The following is a 22,462-nucleotide window of genomic DNA, read 5'->3' as shown; positions in this document are numbered from 1 at the left end:
TTATTGAGTTTTAGAATAAACGATATGGAACTCAACAGTGTAAGTACTGTTTGTTTCACCACCGGCAATAAGTCTATATGCCGCAGGGAAGCCTTGAGCGCCTATCAAACGCAAATGTAACTCATCGCGTTTGTCTTTAATAGCTTTTTGCACCTCTTTAGGTATATTAAATTTGTATTGTTTAACAACCTTTCCATTAATAGCACCGAAGGATGATCCGCCACCAATAAAGGATATAGCAGACGCCTGATCGTTATAGTTTCGGTCTTCTATAGAGTAAAGAGTGCCATCGGGGTTTACGCCCCAAGGGTCTATTCTTACAGGTCCCCAGAATGTAGAGTCTTCGTTAGCATTGCCAGAGCCTACTAGCGAGATAATGATCTCGGCTTTATTGATAATGCCCGTTGGCATGTTTTTAATGTTAGGTATACGTAGGTCGATAGCAGCACCCGGAAGGTTTTGTAGTATTATTTCAGGGTCTGATTGATCTTTTGTTTGTGCGTATTTGTCAAATATAGCTTTAGCCTTAGGTGTATATGCACGGCTCACCCAGTTGAATTGAGCACATTCGTCACGATCGAAGTCAAAAAATAGTGTTTTTTGCTCGTTAGGGGTTGCATTGTCATGATAGTAGAATACCACTGCTGCACGTGTGTAGTCTTCAGAACCGTCTAAGAAGAAGTACGGCATTAGGTTGGTATTCTGGTTGGTGTCTGGCTCTATGTAAAAACCTTTGAACTCTGCTAGAAAATTAGCAGGAGTCTGAAAAGTAGAAGTACCTACTTTGCTTATAACCCTGTCTATATAAGTTTGAGGTAGTTTAAAACGAAGGTGAGGCCCTACAGTATCTTTATTGTTGCCTGTACCTACTATAGGTGGTGTCATTGTACCTACCGCCGCAGATGCTCTTAATGCTTTTAGGTCTACATTAAGGCTAGCCAAAGGATTGTTTCGATCCACATTCTTGGTAGTATTACTATAGTACACATCGTCTATGCTTAAGTCTTCTGTAAGCTCATATACGTTGAACTTCTGATTTTGAGGGTTGGTAGTATCTCCCCAAGAAAAGCGGGTGTATGGAAGTACCAAAACCGCAGAATCAATAGTATATGGGTTAGACGAAAAGTTGATATCATTGGAGCTAGGTTTTACTTGAAAGTAAACTCCGGCATTTGTTTTGCCAAAATAAGGGTCTACCACAGTACCTACTGCTCTAATGATACGTATGCCATCAAACTTAGCACTCGTTCTTAATGTATCTATATATAGCGATTTGCTAATAATAGTGAAGGTGTCCGGTACCTCTATAAGGTTGATGAGGTTGTTGCCTGGTGCTACTTTAGCGGGTATAATGGTATCTTCATTGCAGCTGGTAGCCAGCAGGCCTGCACTTGCCGTAAATACTGCGGCGCTTAAAAACTTTAAAGCTTTTCTCAAAATGGTCTTATAATTTTCGCTAAGATGGTAAAAGATATTCTAAGACTCTGTTAAGCTTTGATAAAGATCGAACAGAGTAGATATATCTTCTTTCCATGCTTCGTTGTGCTGTACTACTTTTTTGTATCTGCTAGCCTTGATATCACCTTTTATTTGTGCCTCAACATCTGCATCTCCATGTATTACTACATCAGCATGTTTTGCACCGCCAATTGTTAAGGCTTCGTTGGTGCCATCTTTAAAGATCTCAAGGTCCTTATCCTTAATGTCTGCACTGATAGCAGCTTTTTGAAGGAAGTTTTCACCTAGTTTTTCTGTAAACTGGTCAGACTGAGCAGTATAGATAACCTTCGATTCGTTGAAAACAGGCTCTTTTTTGTAGGTTGTCTTTAGGTACAAAGGTATTAAAGACGTCATCCAGCCATGGCAGTGTATGATATCCGGAGGCCATCCAAACTTTTTAACCGTCTCCATAGCACTCTTACAGAAAAATATCATACGTTCTGCGTTGTCATCAAAGAACTTATCCTTGGCATCGCGGAATACTTGCTTACGTTTGAAGTAATCGTCATTATCCATGAAATAAACCTGCAGACGTGCGTTGGGTAAAGAAGCCACTTTGATGATTAAAGGGTAGTCATCCTTATCAATAATGATATTGATACCGGAAAGACGTACTACTTCGTGCAAGCGGTGTCTTCTTTCGTTAATTACACCAAAACGAGGCATGATGATCCTGATCTCCAAGCCCGAGTCAAATGTTTTTACCGCAAGGTCGTTCATGATCTGGGCAAAATCAGAAAATTCGATGTAAGGGGATAGCTCGTTGGCAATAATTAAGACACGTTTTTTGTCTGCAGCCATGTGTATGGATTATTTATTAAAAGATGTATTATGAATAAAATTGTCTGCAAAATTACGAAAATATTAATTTACCTGCCTTATTTTGTCCCCGTTGTCTTAAATATAAAGCATGATCATCTTCAAAAAAGTGGCTGATATTCAACCTTACTTGTTGAAAATCAAGGAGAAAGGACAAATTATAAGTTTTGTGCCTACGATGGGGGCATTGCACCAAGGGCATATCTCTTTAGTGCAAAATGCTCAAGGTGAGGATACCATTACTGTGGCTAGCATTTTTGTAAATCCAACCCAGTTCAATGATAAAAAAGACTACGAAAAGTACCCTATATCTGTAGAAGATGATATAACCATGCTCATTGACGCAGGTTGCGATATTTTGTTCCTTCCATCGGTAGAAGAAATGTATCCTGAAGGGGCAGATAAAATGCCTACCTATGATTTTGGATATCTAGATACGATACTGGAAGGGAAGGAGAGACCGGGACATTTTGAAGGCGTTGGTCAGGTAGTGGCCAGATTACTCGATATCGTACAGCCTCATAAACTTTATATGGGGCAAAAGGACTACCAGCAATGCATGGTCGTTAAAAACCTATTGAGGCAATTGGGTTTGAATACAGAGTTGATCATTTGCGCTACACAAAGGGAACCTGACGGCTTGGCTATGAGCTCCAGAAATAGAAGGTTGACAGAGTTTCAGCGGGCAAAGGCGATGTTGCTATATCAGTGTTTAGTATCTATAAAAACAAAACAAACAGATAGTAGCTTTAGTACAGTACAGAAAGAGTGCATTGATATATTGAAAGACAAGGGCTTTGTTCCAGAATATGTGTCTTTAGCAGATGCCGATGACCTAACACTACTAGAGGAGTATGATGCTAATAGAAATATGGTAGCACTTGTAGTAGCTTGGCTAGGTGATGTGCGGCTTATTGATAATATGCTGCTCTAGTCTTGATCTTCATAATCAGGCTCATCTCTAGGGTCTGTCGCTCGCTGTATATATATAGTAAGGTGTTGCGCTATGGCAGGGTTGTATTTGCAAATAGCAGTAAATGTCACTTTGTCAAAATTGATGGTCTCTGGTTTTAGCCAGGTGAAGCCATCCATTGCACCAGCACTACAGCTAACACTAATCAGCGAAGTGTCTAATGGGAATATTCTACCATTAGTAAATATACCCTCTATATTAAGGTAATAATTTAGCACGGGTTTGATACTATCAGTATATAAGTTGAAACGTATATCGTCTAGAATAGGTAGCTCTAAGGTCAACGGAATTTCTTTACCTCCTGTTTTTAAAGTAAAGGGGAGTTTCCCCTCTGCTGCATAAAGGTCTTTTTTCTCAAAGTGGAGGTTATTACGTTTCACTATTCTACCTTGGTAGTACAACACTCCCTTTGTAGTGCTAGTAGCATCTGATTGATCGCTGACGTATACGGAGATATTATTATACAATTCGGGCATATCATCTTTGTCATAGCTCAGCTCGTAAGGCTGGGCTACAACAATTGATGGTAAAGCCAATAAAACAAGTAGAATAAACCTCATAGGTATATACTAAGTCAACAAATATGCCAATGATAAGGAGCTTATTTTACTCTGGATATTTTTAACATATTGGTAGGCAGGTGCTCCTTAACAGGTGTGCTGCCTGTGTTGATCACAATATCATTTGTTTTTAGCAATCCTTTCTCTTTAAGTATGGCTATCTGATCTTCAAATATTTCATCCAAACCTTCCTCTCGCTCGTAGAAAAAAGCTTGTACACCCCAGCTAAGGCTAAGTTGGTTGACAAGGGTTTCCGTCTTCGTAAAGATGTATAGCGGAGAGCGTGGTCGGTAGCTGGATAACATAAAACCAGTGTAGCCCGATTGTGTCATGCCTATTAAGGCATCTGCATTTACATTCTGCGCTATCTCACAAGCATTGTAGCAAAGTGCATCACTCAAAAAAGATGGCGAGTGAGGCTGTGGTACAAGGTTATGGTTGTATATGATCTCTTGTTTTTCTACTTCGTTGATGATGCTGACCATTGTCTCTATCACTTTCACAGGGTATTCTCCCATTGCGGTTTCTCCGCTTAACATCACGGCATCAGCACCTTCCAGTACGGCGTTGGCAACATCGGTTATCTCACTACGGTTAGGGCGTGTTCTGTCCATCATGCTTTCCATCATCTGTGTAGCTATGATCACAGGCTTTGCCCTATGGATACATTTACGAACAATGTTCTTTTGTATCATAGGTATTTTCTCCAAAGGCAGCTCTACTCCCAAGTCGCCACGAGCTACCATTACCGCGTCTGTGGCTAGTATTATTTCTCTAAGATGTTCTAGCGCTTCAGGCTTCTCTATTTTCGCTATGATCTTTGCATGGCTGCCCTTTGCTTCCAATATCTTTCTTAGCGTATGTATATCATCTGGTTTTCTTACAAATGATAATGCTATCCAACCTATATTCTGCTCTGCAATGAAGTCAATATCCCTCATGTCTTTTTCAGAGATAGAAGGTAGAGATATTTTGGTGTCAGGTAAGTTCACTCCTTTGTTAGAAGATAGAGTGCCTCTTACCAAGACTTCTCCTTTTACTCTATTGTCAGTGGTTATTTCTTTTATCAACACTTCCATCTTGCCATCGTCGAGTAGTATTTTCTCGCCTACTTTTACATCTTTGGCAAAGTTGGGGTAGGATATATATATATTATCATGTGTGCCTACTACTTTTTCATTAGTAAAGTAGATGGTATCACCCTCAGCTAGTTCTAGTGCATTGTCTTTTATTTCACCTACGCGTAGCTTAGGGCCTTGTAGGTCGCCAAGTATCACAATATTAAAAGGGAAGTCATCATTGATGCGACGTATATGCTGGATGACCTCCTCGTGTTGGGCATGAGTGCCATGTGAGAAGTTCAGTCTGAATACGTTTACCCCTGCTTCTACCAGTGCCAATAGTTTCTCGTATGTATTACATGCTGGGCCAACGGTTGCTATGATCTTCGTGTTGTGTAATTGGGAGTTGTTATTACTCATAATGATGCAATTTCTCTTATTTCTCGGGAAATATAGGGCTTTTAAGATTAATTAATTGCTATTCCCCTTTAAGTGAAAATTAAAGACAGTTTTTGAAGTAGCCAAGTCTGTTTTATTGGATGGTATAGTGATTTCGTATTGATTTTCTGGCTATTGGTTATTTCATGGTTCATACAGGTAGGTGGTTATATTAACTTTGGTTTTATAAAGCCGACATCCCCCTATTTGGAGCCAAGTGTATTGACTTGTCATCATGAGACTCACCATAACCAAGTCGCACAGACCTTTGAGTTTTCTACAGAATGGTACTACCTAAAGTGGCTATTCTTAGAAAATATACCAGATTGTAAGTAGGCTCATTATTGCTTAGTAAACCTACTTACAATCAGGTTTGTGTTTTCTCTTTAAAGGTCTTTCGTGCAACCAAAAGGCACTTTCGTATTACCATATCGTTATTTCGTATGATCGGATCAAAGATTTGCTGTCATATGTCATAACTTCATCATACACCCTCCGGAACGATTTTTTTCACTTAAAAACCAATTCATCATGAAACAATTAAGACACTTCCGTCTAGGAAGTAACAGCTTTATTACAAAAGCTGCATTAACAATTGCCTTAGGGTTGAGCTCTCTTTCTAGCTTTGGGCAAGCTACAGTTATCAACAATTACACGACTGGCGAAAACTTAAAAAACTACGCAGTAGAAGAAGTGCCTGGCTCTAATGGTAATGCCATGATCATGGCAGGTACTATTTTTGGTACAGGTACAATTGCCAGCCCTAGAACCAAGCAAGGAGAGTCTATACACTTTATGTATACAACCGGTGCTGGCGACCTGCAATGGGGTGGTACTTACTCTGTAGGTGTTCGCTACGATTTGACACCGGAGTATGAGGATGTACGCTGTGTAGATATTGTGCCTTACACTAGTACCGAGGCATTAATAGTAGTAGAAGCAAGAGCACTAAACCATCCAAGACATAATACCAGAGATCTGATATTGGTATTACGTATAAATATTGCAGATGGTCGCTTGTTGAATACCTACGAGATAGCATCTCCACTACCACAAAGTGGTGACTATGCTAACATCTATGCAACTCATGCTATTTACCACGAGGAGTATAATGGGGGAACACCATCGGGTAACTCCTATCTATATATATGTGGTTATGATGGTTTAGAAACAGACTTAGGTGGCCCTGGTAGACTATTTGGAGATGGTACACCAAATTTCATTCCTCAGTGGGGACCTAGCTGTCAAGACAAGCGTATCTTATTGATCAAGTTCGATATTGATAATAATATCAACCCTACACCGCAGGTAGTAGGTGCTAAAACTTATGACAAGCCATGGGTACAATGCTCTGTTGATCAGGTTTATCCTGAGCTATATGATTTTGATATGGCGATGAGAATAGTGCCAATGAATGATGGTACTGGAGATCTATACATCACAGGTAGTACTAACTCTGATTATATATATGACAACTCTAAGTACTCTAGTACTCCGGCAATGTGGTTGAGCTACGGTTCTGCAACATTATCATTAAGAGTGGATGAAGCTGGTACTGGTGGTGGAGCATTCAATACCGTAGCATTAAGACCATTTATTGAAAATAAAGTATTGCCTTTTGGTGGAGAAACACCATCGAACTTAAGAATGTTTGAGCATGGTTATGGTGCGTTTGAAGATAATTTAAACACAGGTTTGTATGTATTTAGTAATGCATTTCTTCCTGATAACTCTACTATGGGTACACCTAGTTCTCCAGGTACTGGTTTTAAAACCTATGCTGAGATGATACGTATGACTTATATAGATAAGGCTACGCTGAACTTTACACCATACACACAAAATCACAGAATTGCATTTAGCGCAATAGATTATAATTGGGGTACACAGGTGCTACCTAGCCCTAATGGTACTGATAAATTATACTTAGCAGGGTTACAGTCAGGATGGGACCAAGGTAATTGTGGTAACCCTACAAATGGTAATAACCCGCCAACCTTGTCGAATAATATCAATCCTTTCATGGCTGAAATTGAGCCTACATGGAGCGGTACAAATATTGGTATCAACAATATTAATTTCTGGAAAACCTACTTTACACAAAACAATACCGGCTATTTCGATGACTTAGGTGGCGGCTTGTCTAATATTACTTGGGCTACTGAGTTTGTGGCCAACAACCCTAACTTGAATGCACGTATCTCATTCATGGCGCCTAAGTGGGATCCCAATAGTAATGTATTAGGTGTTAAATACTATCGTACTGATGGTAATGGAGACCTAAGTACGGCAACCACACTATGTAATAATTCATACCAGCACTGTACACCAGTTTATAGCGATATTGATATTGCTGACGGTTGGTGGAATTATGACCAAATAGAAGATCCAAATATCAGCCTTATTACAACAGATGGTAGCGTACCGTTCAAATTATTGATACCTGCACCTGCCAAGTGTAAAGATTTCTGGTTCTACAAGCCTTCTGGCGTAGCTAATGCTAACACTAAAGGTTTAGATAATGCTCAGTTTGAAGTATATCCTAACCCGGCTAATACTTATGTAAGTGTTAAAGTAAAAGGCGAGGTAGAAGATGATGCACCGGTAAGCATAGCATTATATAATGTTATGGGGCAGCATGTAGCTTCATTGTACGATGGAACAGCCTTAAAGCTTAAGTCTGACTACCGTATGGAGCTTCCTAGCTCATTAGCTACAGGTGTATATATACTTAAAGTTACTTCTAAAGGTAGCGAGCTACATACACAAAGCGTTAGTATTCAATAGGTAATACGCTGATTTATAACAGACATAAAGCCACGCAATACGTGGCTTTATGTTATTTTGGTGAATGTGTATAACCAATATGGTGTATTCTTTTGAGTTTTGATATACATGGCGTACTTTTGCGCGCAGTTTATCAATTCATATTAGTATTATATGTCAGGACAACTTAAAGAGGTCAGAAACCGAATTTCATCGGTAACGTCTACAAAGCAGATCACAAAGGCGATGAAGATGGTAAGTGCCGCTAAATTACGTCGTGCTCAAGATGCCATTCAGCAAATGCGTCCTTATGCGCAAAAATTGCAAGAAATGTTGAGCAATATTGCTAGTGGTAGCGATATGGATATGAAGTTGGCTGAAGAACGCCCGATAGAAAATGTATTGATCATTGTTGTTACTAGTGATCGTGGTCTTTGCGGAGCGTATAATACGAACTTGATCAAAACTGCCAGAGAGCTTGCTAATAAAACATATACAGGGAAGAATGTAACCTTATTGCCAATAGGTAAAAAAGGTTATGACTACTTTGTAAAGCATGGCTATAAAGTGGTAAAAGAATACTGGTCTATATTCTCTGATTTGACCTTTGAAAGCGTACGTGCTGCTTCTGTATATGCGCAGGAGGCGTTCTTGAATAAAGAGTATGATAAAGTAGAATTGGTATATAGCGAGTTTAAAAACGCTGCTACACAAGTATTTACTTCAGAGGCTTTCTTGCCAATACCTAAAGTAGAGAAGAAAGAAGGAGAAGCTAGTTCTGACTTTATTTTTGAGCCTACTAAAGAAGTATTGATCGAAGAGTTGATGCCGAAGATATTGAATACACAAGTATTCAAAGCGGTATTGGATTGTCACGCATCTGAGCACGGTGCTCGTATGACGGCAATGGATAAAGCAACTGAAAATGCGGATGAGTTACTTCGTAATTTGAAGATCAGCTACAACCGTGCTCGTCAAGCAGCTATTACTACAGAGCTTACAGAGATCGTAAGTGGAGCTGCTGCACTACAAGGATAATAACACAGGAATATCATTTATATGAACCGCTGCATGGCTATATGCAGCGGTTTTCTTATTTTTAGTGGAAATAATTACCAGAACATGCGTAGAATTTTACTATCGGCAGTTGCAGTAGCAACAGGAGTGGGAGCTTTGGCTCAGTCGGCAAAAGTGACGAAGTATACAACACCTTTGGCAGCAACAGTGGTGCTAAGCGAAGTGGAGGATAAATACACGGCACAAGTATTCAACCTAGAAGCACCAAGCCCCGATGGTAATATAGATAAAGAAAAGCTACGTGAGGTAAAGGAAAAAGTACATCAACTATTTCCTTATAAAGTAAACAAAGCAAGTAGAAAGACTACTGCCGGTGCTGCACCCGTAGTAGCTATAGATTTTATAGCAGACTCTCTTACTGGCATTCCGCCGGATAATAACATGGCCATGTCTAAGGGAAATAAAGCAATAAATGTGCTCAACAGTAGTATTGCCGTATTGGATGGTACTACAGGTAAAATGACCTTTAAAAAGGCATTAGGGCTATGGACCACTAGCTTGGGTTTAAATGGTATTGGCCATCATAAGTATGACCCTAAAGTGATCTACGATCCAATATCAGACCGATATATCTGCGTAGTACTTAGTGGTACTGATGCTACGAATAATATTGTGATTTGCTTCTCTCAAAGCAACGATCCTGCGGGCGCTTGGAATATGTATAAGTTTTATGGAGACATAAAAGGAGATACTACATGGTTCGACTATCCTGCCATTTCTATTACTAAGGATGAGTTTTTCCTTACGGGTAATAAGCTAGGGTACAACTCTAGTTGGAAGACAGGATTTAAAGAAACAGTAGTGTACCAGATAGATAAGCAAAGTGGCTATACAGGAGCAACTAACCTAACTTATCAAATTTGGGATAGTATTAAACACGCTAATGGCGATTATGTAAGATACTTACATCCGGTACAGGCGGGTGCTACTATTGAAGGCCCTGCACAATACTTCATGTCCAACAGGAACTTTGGTATACAAACAGACTCTGTATGGTTGGTAAAAATACCGGACAATATAGCTAGTGGTAATAAAAATGTTGAAGTGAAGTTTTTGAGAACGCCAAGCAAATATGGTGCTCCGCCAAATGGTCGTCAACCAGATACTAGTGCTACACTAGCTACTAACGATGCTCGTATGTTGGGGGCTTTTTATATAGATGATGAAATACATTTTGCTAATACTTCTGTTAATCCTACTAGTGGTGCTGCAGCAGTATTTCATGGTGTAATTAAAGACTATAAGAATAATCCTACTGTTACACATTCAAGCCTTATAGGTGTTGATACTCTAGATTTTGGTTATCCTAACCTAGCCTATGCCGGTAAGAAGAATGGTAAAAATCAGGCAATAATCGGTTTTAACTTCACAGGACCTAATACCTTCCCTGGCTTGGCAGCTATATTATACGACGGTACACAATATTCCGATATCGTACGTATAAAAGAAGGTGCAGGTAGCATCAAAATGTTATCGGGCAAGGAGCAACGCTGGGGCGACTATACGGGTGCTCAGGTAGATTGGAATAATCCTGGCTCTGTATGGGTAGTAGGTATCTATGGTAAGAAGGTAGGCACCAATACACAGTATGGCAACTGGATGGCCAAGCTAACATCGCCAACGCACGTAGGCATTACTGAAAAACAAACGGCTAGCCGCACTGATGTAAAAGTGTATCCTAACCCTGCTTACCAGTTCATAGGTTTTGAGTTTGATATGAAAGAGGCAGAGCAAGTAAGCTTTGCTATTTATGATATGAAGGGGCAGAAAGTAGATCAGGTGTTAGAAAAACATTGTAAGCAAGGTCATAACCTTATACGTTTCAATATAGGCTCGTTACCTACAGGTAACTATGTGCTCAAAGCACAAACGGCTACAGGTGTAAGTGTAATGGCAGAAAAATTTATTAAACAATAATTTAAGTTTTGTTTGCCATAGGCATGCTAACTTTGCTTAAGGCATGACACAGTTTTTTTTCAATCTCAGTCAAGCATTCAGAGCGATCAAGAATAATCGACTTCGCTCTATCCTGACCATATCTATCATAGGTATAGGCATCACCGCGCTTGTGGGCATACTCACTGCTATTGAAGTGATGAAGGCTAGTATCTATACTAACTTTAGTAGTATGGGGGCTAATACCTTTCAGGTAACAAGTGATATCATTACCCAGAAGAAAAGAGGGGGAGGCATGCATATCAGCTTCAGTCAGGGCAAAACCATCAACTATGATGAGGCTAAGGCTTTTAAAGATAGATATGAATTCCCTGCTACAATTGGCGTATCTATGACGGGTAGCGGTATGGCAGAGGTGCGCTATGAGTCTGAAAAGACCAACCCCAACATTAGTACAATGGGGGTAGACGAAGCTTATTTTAAAATTTCGGATACCAAACTAGATTTTGGACGAGTCTTCTCCGACTATGAGATAAAGACAGGCGGCTATGTATGTATATTAGGCAACGGGGTAGCTAATAAGCTGTTTAATAACAGACCTAAGAATGCCATAGGTAAACTGGTATCTGTAGGTAGTATAAAATATAGAGTAGTAGGTATCTCGGAAGCAAAGGGTGGTAGTATGATGATGAATGCCGACAACTTGGTATTCTTGCCGTTGGAAAATGCGCGTAAAGTATATGGTGAGGATGAGCGGTTTGTGATAAATGTAATGGTAAAAGATATTGCCCAAAAGGAAATGGCCAAGCAAGAAGCTGAAGGGTTATTTCGTGTGATAAGAAAAATACCCGTTGGTTATGAGAATAACTTTAGCGTGAGTGAGAATGATAATTTAGCGAATATTCTTTTGAGCAGCATTAGCATTGTAGGTATTGCAGCGGTGTTCATTGGTTTTATCACCCTGTTGGGTTCTGTTATTGGTTTGATGAACATCATGTTGGTATCAGTAGCCGAACGTACCAGAGAGATAGGTGTAAACAAAGCCTTAGGTGCCCGTTCTTCCGTTATCAAAAATCAGTTTCTTACCGAAGCTATTATGATAAGTTTGTTAGGCGGTGTAACAGGTGTGATAATGGGCATGCTTGTTGGTAATTTGTTTGGTATAATATTCAAAACAGGTTTTATAGTACCTTGGGTATGGATAGGAGTAGGGGTAAGCCTTTGTGCATTGGTAGGTATTATATCTGGCATATATCCTGCGCTGAAGGCCTCAAAATTAGATCCTATAGTAGCACTACGCTACGAGTAAATATGTAGACGATGGAAGAAAGTACAGGACTGGTATATAAATCTACAGGTAGTTGGTATTCTGTTTGCGATGATAAAGGACGCTTTTGGAAGGCGCGTGTAAAAGGTAAGTTGAAGATCGATAAAGACATCTCCTCTACCAACCCCATAGCTGTAGGCGATAGAGTAGTTTTTGATATAGAAGATGAAGACGCTGATGTAGCTATTATTAAAAGTATTGTAACACGTAACAACTATATAGTTCGTGTATCTCCACACAATAAAAACCAAAGACATATTGTAGCTGCCAACCTTGATGCAGCATTAGTTGTAGCTACTATTACCGAGCCGCGCACTTCGCAAGGGTTTATAGATCGTTTTTTGCTTTCGGCGGAAGCCTATCATATTCCTGCTATTATAGTCATTAATAAAACAGACTTAATAAAGAAGGAAAAGCACTGGATGCAGCTGGCACATTGGAAAGATATGTACGAGGCTGCGGGTTATGAGTTTTATACTGTAGTGGCACTAAACGATGATAGTATTCAGCCTCTGAAAGACAGGCTTGCAGGAAATACAACACTTTTCAGCGGGCACTCAGGAGTAGGTAAAAGCACACTGATCAATCAACTGATACCCGGCTTGGATATTAGAACAACAGAGGTGTCTGAATGGAGTGGGAAAGGGCAGCACACTACAACATTTGCAGAAATGTTTGACTTGCCTAATGGTGGTCGTATCATTGATACGCCGGGGGTGAAGGAGTTTGGTCTTATCGGTTTTGAAAGGGAAGAATTGGCGCAATACTTTCCTGAGATCCGTGCACTGATGAACGACTGTAAGTTCAATAACTGTATGCATTTTAATGAGCCCGGATGTGCTGTAAAAAAAGCTGTAGTAGATGGAGCGTTTGATGAAGATAGGTTTACGAGCTATCTTACTATACTGGATACCGTGGAAAAAAAATGGTAAATAAAGACAAAGGATAATTATGATAATATACAATGTAACTGTAGGTGTAGACCATAGCATAGCTGCTGAATGGCTGACTTGGATGAAAGAAGAGCATATCCCCGAGCTGATGGCTACGGGCCTTTTTGAAGATGCTCGTTTGTGTAAAATATTGATGCAAGATGAGACAGAAGGACTTACCTATACGGCACAGTATTTTTGCAAAACAATGAGCGAGTACGATAGCTATATCAGCGATCATGCTGACACTATGCGTGCTAAAGGAATAGACCGCTTTGGCGATAAATTCGTGGCATTTAGAACAATAATGGAAATTGTGTCCTGATTCTCAGGTGTAATCACCTGTATTGCGCTCTAGGAGCGCAATACAACATAGCAAATTTCTTGCCAATATGACGATAGCCCCTATAGTAAAGGGTTTCAGCTTTCCTAATGTTTTTTTACAGTGTTGATAACTTGTTGTTTTTTGTGGAAAGCTGCTACAGGCAAGGGTTTTCGGCGATAAAAAAAAGACAAGTGATATTTGGAACTGTACCAAACGTGAGTATATTTGCTTACACTGTTTTGAAAAAAACATTATTTATTTACAACTAAACATATAGTTATGAACAAAGCTGAATTGATCGAGCAAATTGCTAAAGATGCTGACATTACAAAAACACAAGCTAATGAAGCATTGGATTCTTTCACTAATACAGTAATCAAAACACTTAAAAAAGGTGACCGTGTTACTCTTGTAGGTTTTGGTACTTTCTCTGTTTCTGAGCGTTCTGCTCGTAACGGTCGTAACCCACAAACTGGTGAGGTGATCAAGATCAAAGCTCGCAAGGTGCCTAAGTTTAAGGCTGGTAAAGAATTCTCTACTAAGATCAGTGGTAAGAAGTAATTCTACTTTTAAGAGTATTATAAAAGCAAGGAACGGTGTTTCTTGCTTTTTTTTGTATTTTCGCATCTTAAATAAAAAAATAGAATAAAATGGGCAGAGGTGATAAACGCACAAAACGTGGCAAAATAGCAATGAGTTCATTCGGTAAAAGCCGTATAGCTCGCCGTTCTACTAAAGTAGCTTTGAAAAAAGCGAACAAGGAGAAAATGGCTGCTGCCGCTAAAGAAGCTTAATTGATACGCTTCTTCAACGTTATTATCAAAGCCACTTATTCGAGTGGCTTTTTTAGTATCCTGCATTTTGCTATTAATTAGTTAACAGCGCTGCTTCTATTTAGTTTTCATTATTATTCGGCTAATTTTGCCCCCGTACACCAGATAATGGGTACAACAACTAACCAAAAAAACAAACAATGTCTGCATTTCATACAAAAGATATTAGCCAACACAGTTTTTTAGTGACGGGTGGAGCCGGTTTTATAGGCTCGCATATTACCGAGTACCTATTGAAGAATGGTGCAGGTAAGGTACGTGTACTAGATAATTTAGAAACAGGATTTCAGAAGAATATTGACCTTTTTACAGGCTATGATAACTTCGAATTCATGAAAGGCGATATCAGAGATGCAGCTACATGTGTGAAGGCTTGTGAAGGCATTGATTATGTATCGCACCAAGCAGCATTGGGCTCAGTGCCTCGTTCGGTAAAAGACCCAATAACCAGTAATGAAGTAAATGTAAGTGGCTTTGTAAATATGATAACCGCTGCTAAAGATAGTGGTGTAAAAACATTTGTATACGCATCATCCTCATCGGTATACGGAGACGAACCTAACTTACCTAAACGTGAGGAGAAAGTAGGTAATCCTTTATCTCCTTATGCAGTTACTAAAAAAACTAACGAACTATATGCCAATGTATTTGCAGATTTATATAGTATGCAGGTAGTTGGTCTAAGATATTTTAATGTATTTGGTCCACGTCAAGACCCCGACGGCCCTTATGCTGCAGTTATTCCATTATTTGTAAGTGGTATTCTCAACCAAACTCCTGTATACATCAATGGTGATGGTGAGCAAACAAGAGACTTCACTTTTGTGGACAATGCTGTGCAAGCTAACGTAAGAGGTATGCTTAGTGATAACCCAAAATCATTTGGTGAGGCCTATAACGTAGCTGTGGGGGAGAACTTTACGGTAAACTTCCTATACGAGTCTATAAGAGAAATGCTAGGTGTAGCGCACGAGCCTACACACCGTGAGCCACGTGCAGGTGATATTCGCGATTCTCTTGCCGATATTAGCAAAGCACAAACATTGCTTGGCTATGCACCAACACAAAGGTTTATGGATGGGTTGAAACAAACTGTAGCCTTCTTTGAAGAGATATACAAGAAATAGATCAGTACTGGTCTAGCGAGTTGGGTATTGGACGGCCACTATGGTTGCGATAGCTTACATTCTTTAAGTCCATTAATCGGTAGTAGTACTCCGACATGTCTTTTACCAAACGCTGGTAAGAGTATTTGTCTTGCACAAACTGACGTCCTTGGCTGCCAAAATAAGCACGTTTGTTCTCATTCTCTACAAACCTAAGCAGTGCCGCTGCAAATAGCTCGGCATCGTTTGGCTCTGTAATATAGCCGCATTGGTTGTCTATTACTACATCCATTACACCCCCTACATTGGTAGATACAACAGGGCGAGAGGCTGCTTGTGCTTCTATAAGCGATACAGGCGTACCTTCGTTGTGAGAAGTAAGTGCTACTATATCTAATCCCGCAAGTACTACATCCATGTCTGTCTGCCAAGAGGTGCATATGGCTGTTGCGGCACGTTGCTCTTCAGGATAATAAGCATAGTCAATCCCAGCTTCTTTAAACTCATCTTCCAACTGTGGTCGCATATCACCATCACCTATTACAATAAAGCGAACCTTTTTGTCGGTTTGGTCTAATACCCTTTTAGCAGCTGCTACAAATAAAGAGTGATTCTTGACTGGAACTACACGTCCTATGATACCGATGGCTATTTCGTCATCAGCTATCTGGAAACGTTTACGAAACTCTGTTCGTTTAACGTCTTGGTGTGTTTGGAATTTTTGTAGGTCTAAGCCCAAAGGTATGACCGCCATTTTCTCTCTAGAGCATATCTTGTATTTGTCTACCAGTTCATCTCTCTGCATATCACTGATGGCGATAATGCCTGTAGATTTCCTTGCCAGATAGCGTTCTATTTGTACAAAAGTATTGCTCTTCATTTTACTGAAGTAGCTATGAAACACGTGCCCATGAAATGTATGTACAATAACAGGCACCTTGCAGGCATCAGCTGCTAAACGACCTATGACACCAGATTTGGCAGCATGTGTATGAACTATATCAGGTCTGAATTTTTCTATTAATTCTTTGACCTTTTTATAGGCATGACCATCGTTGACGGGACTTATTTCCCGTTTCATTTCCGGTACTACAACAGGTGTGATGCCAAGATCCATACTCAAGTGGTCTGCATCTTGTTCATGGTCGTCCTTACCTCCTATCACCAACATGGTCTCAAACTCTGGAGCCATGTATTTGGTCAGGTAAGTGGCATTAATGGCAGGGCCACCAATGATCAGTCGGTTTAATATGCGTAGTACTCGGGGCATTTATTGTATTATGTTCAAAAATACATTAATACTAGCTCTAATGAAAGTAAAGCCTTGATTATGAGAGGTGTTTTTTCCACCAGTGTTGAAAAACTATTAATGCCCATATAGTAGCATGACTATCTTCGGGGTTATTACTGCGCAATTTACGTTTCAAGGCTTCAATCTCTTCTACATTAAATATACCTTGCTGCGCTACAAAATCCTTTTGTAGAAGGTCGTCATTTATTAACCCCCATAGTTCATTCCTAAACCAACCTAATAGTGGTATTTCAAAACCATGCTTTGGACGGTTGTATATTTCTTCGGGTAGCATATCTCTAAAAGCATCTTGAACAATGCGCTTCTTCATGCTGCCATCTATTTTATATTGCTCAGGCAGGGTGAAGGCAAAGTCTACCACCTTGTAGTCTAGGAATGGGCTACGTACTTCCAAACTGTTGGCCATACTCATCAGGTCTACTTTTACCAGCATATCACTTATGAGTACCAAGTTCATATCTGTAAGCAGTACCTCATTATAGTCGCCACCATTATTGATGTGTTTTAGTATGGCGTCTTTCTCTCGTTGTAATAATGGTGTATCTGTTTTAGCCATTACTTCAGGTCTTAGCAATTTTCCTGCTTGGTTGGCAGTGTTGAAGGAAGCCCATCTCCAGTACCTTTCCTTATCGCTAAGTTGTGCACCTTCTGCAAAGCGGTGTAGCTGGCGAAATATATTAGTGACCTTATTGTTACGGCTACGAGGCAGCATTTTCCAAATGGGTAGCCCCGCCTTCACTATTTGGTTGACCATAGAGCTTTGGCGCACTTTCCATTCGGCAGCATGTTTGTTATAGCCGGCAAATATCTCATCACCACCATCGCCACTTATAGCTACAGTTACATGTTTACGTGTGTTTTTGCAGAGTATATAGACAGGAATGGCAGAGGAGTCTGCAAAAGGCTCATCAATATAGTCTAGTACATCGTGTACATGCTCTAGAAAGTCGTTGGTGGTCAAGGAGAATACCGTATGGTTGGTATTGTACTTCTTAGCTACCAGCTGTGCATATTTTGTTTCATCGAAGTAGGGGTTGTCTTTATACCCTACAGAGAAGGTGTTCAGGTTGTTGGTGTACTTACTCGCTAGTGCTACCATAACTGAGGAGTCTATTCCTCCGCTAAGAAATGCCCCGAGTGGTACATCAGATATCATGCGCTCTTTTACCGAGTCATCCATGAGTTGTACCAGCTCTTGCTGAGCAGCATCATAACTATAGTTATTATAGGCTTCTTTCTTAATCTCTATTTCGTAGTACGGTTGATATTCTTTAATACCTGTAGGCGTGCAGATCATGTAATGCGCCTGCTTGAGCTTAGCTACGCCTTTCAGCATGCTTTGTGGCTGCGGCACATAGTTGAGTTGCAGGTATTGGAGTAGCACGTTATAGTCTAGCTCCTTAGGTATGTCCCATGCTAGCAAAGACTTCATCTCCGACGCAAAGGCTATATGCTTGTCATTAGCATGGTAGAGTAGTGGCTTCTTACCAAAACGGTCTCTGGCTAATATTACCTGTTTAGTTTCGTGATCGTAAAAGGCAAAAGCAAAGAACCCACTCAGCCATGGTAAGCATTTGGTGCCATACTCTATAAGTAGGTAAAGGAGTACTTCTGTATCAGAAGTCGTTTTAGCACCGCCTATACGAGCCCAAGTATCTTTTAGGTGGTTTATTGACAGCTGTTGATAATTGAATATCTCTCCGTTGAATACAATTGTGTACCTTCCAGTAGCATCCGTCATGGGTTGGGTAGCACCTTCAGAGGTGTCGATAATGGAAAGTCTTCGATGACCTAAAGCAATACGGTCGTCATTAAAATGACCACCACTATCAGGACCACGCAGGTAGAGTTTATCTGTAGATTGCGCTACCTTTGTAAGATTATCGTTGCTGCCATTATTAAAAACGTAGTAGCCGGTAATACCACACATGAGCTGGACTAAATGAGTTTGGTTAAGCTGTTAATATTGCAAGATATAATAAAATGCATCACTTAGAAGATACTTCATTTATTCATTTGCTGGACTATTTGCTCCTGCCCTTCTATTTGGTGATCATTTTTTTTATTGCCAGCAAGATAAGAGACGCTTACTACCCTCCAGGCCACCAGTGGAGACCCTATTTTATGCCCGGCCTGATAGCCAAAATACTAGGTGGTCTTTTTATCGGATTTATATACCAATACTACTATGGTGGTGGTGATACCTCCAAATATTTTGAGCATGCCTCAACGATCAATAGCTCTTTCGGTGAGTCGCCCATTATGTGGTTTAAGCTCACCTTTAGGCTAGCCGACTGGTACGATGGGCCATATATGAAGTACATTAACCAAATGGAATGGTATGAGGCACCTACAGAGTATATGGTAGCCACTATAACAGCGCTTATAGCTACGCTTACCTTCAGTACCTATTTGCCTACGTCTGTACTATTAGCATCGTTGGCTTATACAGGCATTTGGGCCTTGTTTCGTACGTTTGCTACCAAGTATCCACAATACACACTTTATATAGCGATTGCAGTATTGTTTATCCCAAGTACCATTATGTGGGGTTCAGGCATATTTAAGGATACCATATGTATGTTTGCCCTCGGGTGGCTAACCTATGGGGTTTTTAGGTTACTTATCAATAGAGACTTTAGGATAAGTATCATTTTGTTGACTGTATTTGCTTTTTACCTTATCGCTAATATTAAGGTGTATATATTAATAGCCTTCTTGCCGGCTATTGTATTCTGGATACTATCTACTTACTCGCACTATATCAAAAACCCTTTTGCACGCTTCTTTACTAAGATCGGTGTTATTATAATCTGTATCGGTGGATTCTTGTTCTTTGCATCGGCATTTGCTTCCACTTTGGGTAGGTATTCGCTGGATAAGGTGGCAAAAACTTCTTATTTGGTAGGTAACTATATTAGTGAGCAAGCAGGTGATGCAGGTAGTGCTTACGATATAGGAGAGTTTAGTCCAACACCAGCAGGTATGTTGTCGAGGTTTCCTGCTGCGGTAAATGTATCGTTATTCCGCCCTTACTTATGGGAAACCAGAAAGCCCATACAGTTTATAAATGCTATAGAGGCTACCATACTATTGTTGCTCACTATTAAGGTGTTGTTCTCTGTAGGTTTGGGTAGAGTATGGAAGAGTATAGCTACAGATCCCACCATTCAGTTTTGTCTCATCTTTACGCTCATTTTCGCATTTGCGGTGGGATTGTCGTCAGGTACTTTTGGTACACTGTCTCGTTACCGTATACCATGCCTGCCGTTCTATACTATGATGCTAGTACTTATCTACTATAAGAATAAACCTATAGAAAGCGATTTCTTTGCTTTTAACCTTAAGTGATCTAACTAAAGAGTTGTAGGAAAGTATCTTTTTGCGAAGCAATGCTGTAATTAGATGCCATCTTCTCCTTGCCTGATTGCCCAAATGATCTACGCAAATTTGCATCTGCTACAAGTGATGTTAATGCAGTTACCCATTCTTCAGGGCTATTACATAAATAACCGTTTACGCCTTCCTCTATAATAACTTTATTGACCCCAACAGGGTTGGCTACAGCGGGTATGCCAAGAGATAGATATTGGATCAATTTAAAACCGCATTTTCCTTCGCTCCAAGCATCAGCTTTAAGTGGCATGATGCCTATATCTATTTTTAAAAGGTCGGCTACTTCGGTTTCTTCACTCCATTTGATGAACTCCAAGTTTTTTAGCGGGAGGTCAGGCTGTTTGTTGGCAATGACTATAAAACGAGTATTGTGTTTTTCTTCCAGCTCTTGTAATACCTCTATGACATCATCCAGATATTTGAGGGTAGAGTGGCTACCTGTCCAGCCAATTGTAACCTGTCCTTCATGATGTTGTTTCTCGCCCTTGTGCATACGTTGCATGTCTACACAAGTAGGTAGCAATACTACACTGTCATTATGCTGTTTGGCAAAATTGCAGAGATAGTCATTACCTCCTGCAACCTTATAAGACCATTTGCAAATGCTTTTAGTCTTCCATGCCGCTTTTAGTAGTGCTGCCAGCTTATTTTCATTACTAGTGTTCTCCATCCATATAGCATCGTCAAAATCGAAGATGATCTTTTTACGCAATACTTTAGCGATCAGCCACTCAAATATAGGAGGCCCTAACGGGGCTGCTTCTCTATGTATAAATATGTAGTCGTACTTAGGTACGTCCAACAATACGGTCTTGAATCTTTTAAGGTAACCTTTAATAATACCTACTGCTTTTTGAAGAATAGAGCCATTTTTATATAGCACATTCCACGTTGCCTCATCCATAAAAGGACTAATGGAATAATCAACTTCCGCAGCTTGAAGTTCAGGTTCAAACAGTTCTACCCTAAAGCGTTGAGACGGAGCATGCCTTACAGGGTAGGGTACTATGAATAATACTTTAGCTGCCGACATGTTGCTCCTCTTTTAAAATTGATTCGATAGCTGTTGTATAATTACTGATAGAAAACTTATTTCTTACATAGGCCTTCCCAGCCAAAGCGTAGTCGTCTCTTACCAGTCTATTATTGGCTAGGGTTAGTATAGCATCACTCATTGCTGTAGTGTCCGCTTTCGGCACCAATAGCCCTGTCTCTTCGTGTACTATTATTTCTTCAGGTCCTCCGCATTTGGTAGCTATTAATGGCGTACCGTAAAAGGCAGCTTCTAAACAGGTCATGGAGAAAGACTCCGCATCAGAAAAATTAAGTACTATGTCAGCCTCCTTTATGTCTTGTTCTATATTTGTGCTAAAGGAATCGAAAGTTACCACTTCTGCAATGCCCAACTCTTGAGCTCGTTTTTGTAGTTCTACTTTAAAGGCTGCATTTTTATCCAAACCCATAATACCTCCTGCAAACCTTAAACGAAGCAATTGGTTTTGTTCGTAAGCCATAGCAAAAGCTTCTATGGCATAATCTTGCCCTTTGCCTTTTATGTAGTTGCCTAGGTAAAGCAGGTCTATAGTGTTCGTTTCTTCATCGTTATCTTCCGGTAGTTGTTCTTCTAGTTTTACAGGGTCATATATTCTTATGGTATTTTCCTTTTGTGGTAGCTGTTGCAGTACTGCATCAGACACAGCAATTACTTTGTAGGAATATTTTTGCGCCAACTTTGTCCACCATTTATTAAGTATACCAGGTATGGCTGAAGGTAAGAAGCGCACATAAGTGATCAACTTACCTTTATAACCTAGTTTTTTTAGCATTACACCTATTAGGTTGTAGTAGTCGTTTACCTGTACTACATCTATATTTTCATTGGCTACTATGCGAAATACTTCAACGGCATTTCGTAACAACATAAGCGGGTATAAAAACAGCACAGGGATAGAACGCTTTATTTCTACCATGTGTAGTTGGTGTACTTTGTATCCCTTTTCCTGCAACGGCTTTTTTAAGTTGCTATTGCTATGTAGTATAAAGGTGAACTTATGCTGGTCTGATAATAGGTCAGCTTCATTTAGTGCACATTTAAAGGCGCCTGTAAAGTTTAATGAGTTGTCTATTATCAGTATGTTCAA

At 40.0% G+C, this 22,462-nt stretch carries 19 protein-coding genes; 11 read left to right on the top strand and 8 right to left on the bottom strand.

Translation table 11 applies throughout. The features are described 5' to 3' along the window. Positions 1-1,437, bottom strand: coding sequence for a DUF4270 family protein (locus R2800_07590; protein MEZ5016899.1), 1,437 nt, complete (start codon positions 1,435-1,437; stop codon positions 1-3). Between the two features lie 39 nt (positions 1,438-1,476). After that, a complete protein-coding gene (locus R2800_07585; protein ID MEZ5016898.1) occupies positions 1,477-2,301 on the bottom strand; it encodes a glycogen/starch synthase in 825 nt (274 codons plus the stop codon). A 109-nt stretch (positions 2,302-2,410) separates the two neighbouring features. On the opposite strand from R2800_07585, the gene panC reads away from it, so the two are divergent. Next, positions 2,411-3,253 (top strand): pantoate--beta-alanine ligase, encoded by an 843-nt coding sequence (gene panC, locus R2800_07580; protein ID MEZ5016897.1) that lies wholly within the window; start codon positions 2,411-2,413, stop codon positions 3,251-3,253. Here panC and R2800_07575 read toward each other — a convergent pair. After that, positions 3,250-3,852 carry a hypothetical protein gene (locus tag R2800_07575; protein MEZ5016896.1) on the bottom strand — a complete coding sequence of 201 codons (603 nt, stop codon included), beginning with the start codon at positions 3,850-3,852 and terminating at the stop codon, positions 3,250-3,252. The two genes, panC and R2800_07575, sit on opposite strands and share 4 nt — an antisense overlap. A 41-nt stretch (positions 3,853-3,893) precedes the next feature. Next, a complete protein-coding gene (gene pyk, locus R2800_07570) occupies positions 3,894-5,333 on the bottom strand; it encodes a pyruvate kinase (protein ID MEZ5016895.1) in 1,440 nt (479 codons plus the stop codon). 549 nt (positions 5,334-5,882) lie between these two features. On the opposite strand from pyk, the gene R2800_07565 reads away from it, so the two are divergent. From R2800_07565 to R2800_07525, 9 genes are all read left to right on the top strand, one after another. Next, positions 5,883-8,138, top strand: a complete 2,256-nt coding sequence (locus R2800_07565; protein MEZ5016894.1) for a T9SS type A sorting domain-containing protein — start codon at positions 5,883-5,885, stop codon at positions 8,136-8,138. Positions 8,139-8,291: 153 nt separating this feature from the next. Continuing rightward, positions 8,292-9,155: an ATP synthase F1 subunit gamma gene (gene atpG / locus R2800_07560; protein ID MEZ5016893.1), complete on the top strand. Its 864-nt coding sequence runs from the start codon at positions 8,292-8,294 to the stop codon at positions 9,153-9,155. An 84-nt stretch (positions 9,156-9,239) separates the two neighbouring features. Then, entirely contained in the window at positions 9,240-11,111 is a 1,872-nt protein-coding gene (locus R2800_07555) for a T9SS type A sorting domain-containing protein (protein MEZ5016892.1), read from the top strand. 43 nt (positions 11,112-11,154) lie between these two features. After that, on the top strand, positions 11,155-12,399 hold the full coding sequence (locus R2800_07550; GenBank protein MEZ5016891.1) for an ABC transporter permease: 1,245 nt from the start codon (positions 11,155-11,157) through the stop codon (positions 12,397-12,399). Between the two features lie 11 nt (positions 12,400-12,410). Next, positions 12,411-13,349 (top strand): ribosome small subunit-dependent GTPase A, encoded by a 939-nt coding sequence (gene rsgA, locus R2800_07545; GenBank protein MEZ5016890.1) that lies wholly within the window; start codon positions 12,411-12,413, stop codon positions 13,347-13,349. Between the two features lie 19 nt (positions 13,350-13,368). Then, positions 13,369-13,674 (top strand): DUF4286 family protein, encoded by a 306-nt coding sequence (locus tag R2800_07540; GenBank protein MEZ5016889.1) that lies wholly within the window; start codon positions 13,369-13,371, stop codon positions 13,672-13,674. A gap of 279 nt (positions 13,675-13,953) precedes the next feature. After that, on the top strand, positions 13,954-14,235 hold the full coding sequence (locus tag R2800_07535; GenBank protein ID MEZ5016888.1) for an HU family DNA-binding protein: 282 nt from the start codon (positions 13,954-13,956) through the stop codon (positions 14,233-14,235). A gap of 89 nt (positions 14,236-14,324) precedes the next feature. Further along, on the top strand, positions 14,325-14,468 hold the full coding sequence (locus R2800_07530; protein MEZ5016887.1) for a 30S ribosomal protein THX: 144 nt from the start codon (positions 14,325-14,327) through the stop codon (positions 14,466-14,468). Between the two features lie 179 nt (positions 14,469-14,647). Continuing rightward, on the top strand, positions 14,648-15,634 hold the full coding sequence (locus tag R2800_07525) for an SDR family oxidoreductase (GenBank protein MEZ5016886.1): 987 nt from the start codon (positions 14,648-14,650) through the stop codon (positions 15,632-15,634). Between the two features lies 1 nt (position 15,635). Here the strand turns inward: R2800_07525 and R2800_07520 are convergent, their stop codons facing one another. Both R2800_07520 and asnB read right to left on the bottom strand, forming a co-directional pair. After that, the gene (locus R2800_07520) at positions 15,636-16,883 is read right to left on the bottom strand and encodes a glycosyltransferase (GenBank protein ID MEZ5016885.1); all 1,248 of its coding nucleotides are present in this window, start codon (positions 16,881-16,883) and stop codon (positions 15,636-15,638) included. Positions 16,884-16,941: 58 nt separating this feature from the next. Further along, on the bottom strand, positions 16,942-18,855 hold the full coding sequence (asnB, locus tag R2800_07515) for an asparagine synthase (glutamine-hydrolyzing) (GenBank protein ID MEZ5016884.1): 1,914 nt from the start codon (positions 18,853-18,855) through the stop codon (positions 16,942-16,944). A 53-nt stretch (positions 18,856-18,908) separates the two neighbouring features. Here asnB and R2800_07510 point away from each other — a divergent pair, with 53 nt between their 5' ends. Further along, a complete protein-coding gene (locus tag R2800_07510) occupies positions 18,909-20,276 on the top strand; it encodes a hypothetical protein (protein ID MEZ5016883.1) in 1,368 nt (455 codons plus the stop codon). A gap of 1 nt (position 20,277) precedes the next feature. On the opposite strand, the gene R2800_07505 is transcribed toward R2800_07510, so the two are convergent. Both R2800_07505 and R2800_07500 read right to left on the bottom strand, forming a co-directional pair. Further along, positions 20,278-21,354, bottom strand: a complete 1,077-nt coding sequence (locus R2800_07505) for a glycosyltransferase (protein ID MEZ5016882.1) — start codon at positions 21,352-21,354, stop codon at positions 20,278-20,280. Next, positions 21,341-22,462: a glycosyltransferase family 4 protein gene (locus R2800_07500; GenBank protein MEZ5016881.1), complete on the bottom strand. Its 1,122-nt coding sequence runs from the start codon at positions 22,460-22,462 to the stop codon at positions 21,341-21,343. Before R2800_07500 ends, R2800_07505 begins: the two co-directional genes overlap by 14 nt.

This window comes from Flavipsychrobacter sp. (genome assembly GCA_041392855.1).
Lineage (GTDB): Bacteria > Bacteroidota > Bacteroidia > Chitinophagales > Chitinophagaceae > UBA5543.
This window is presented reverse-complemented; position numbering and strand designations above follow the sequence as displayed.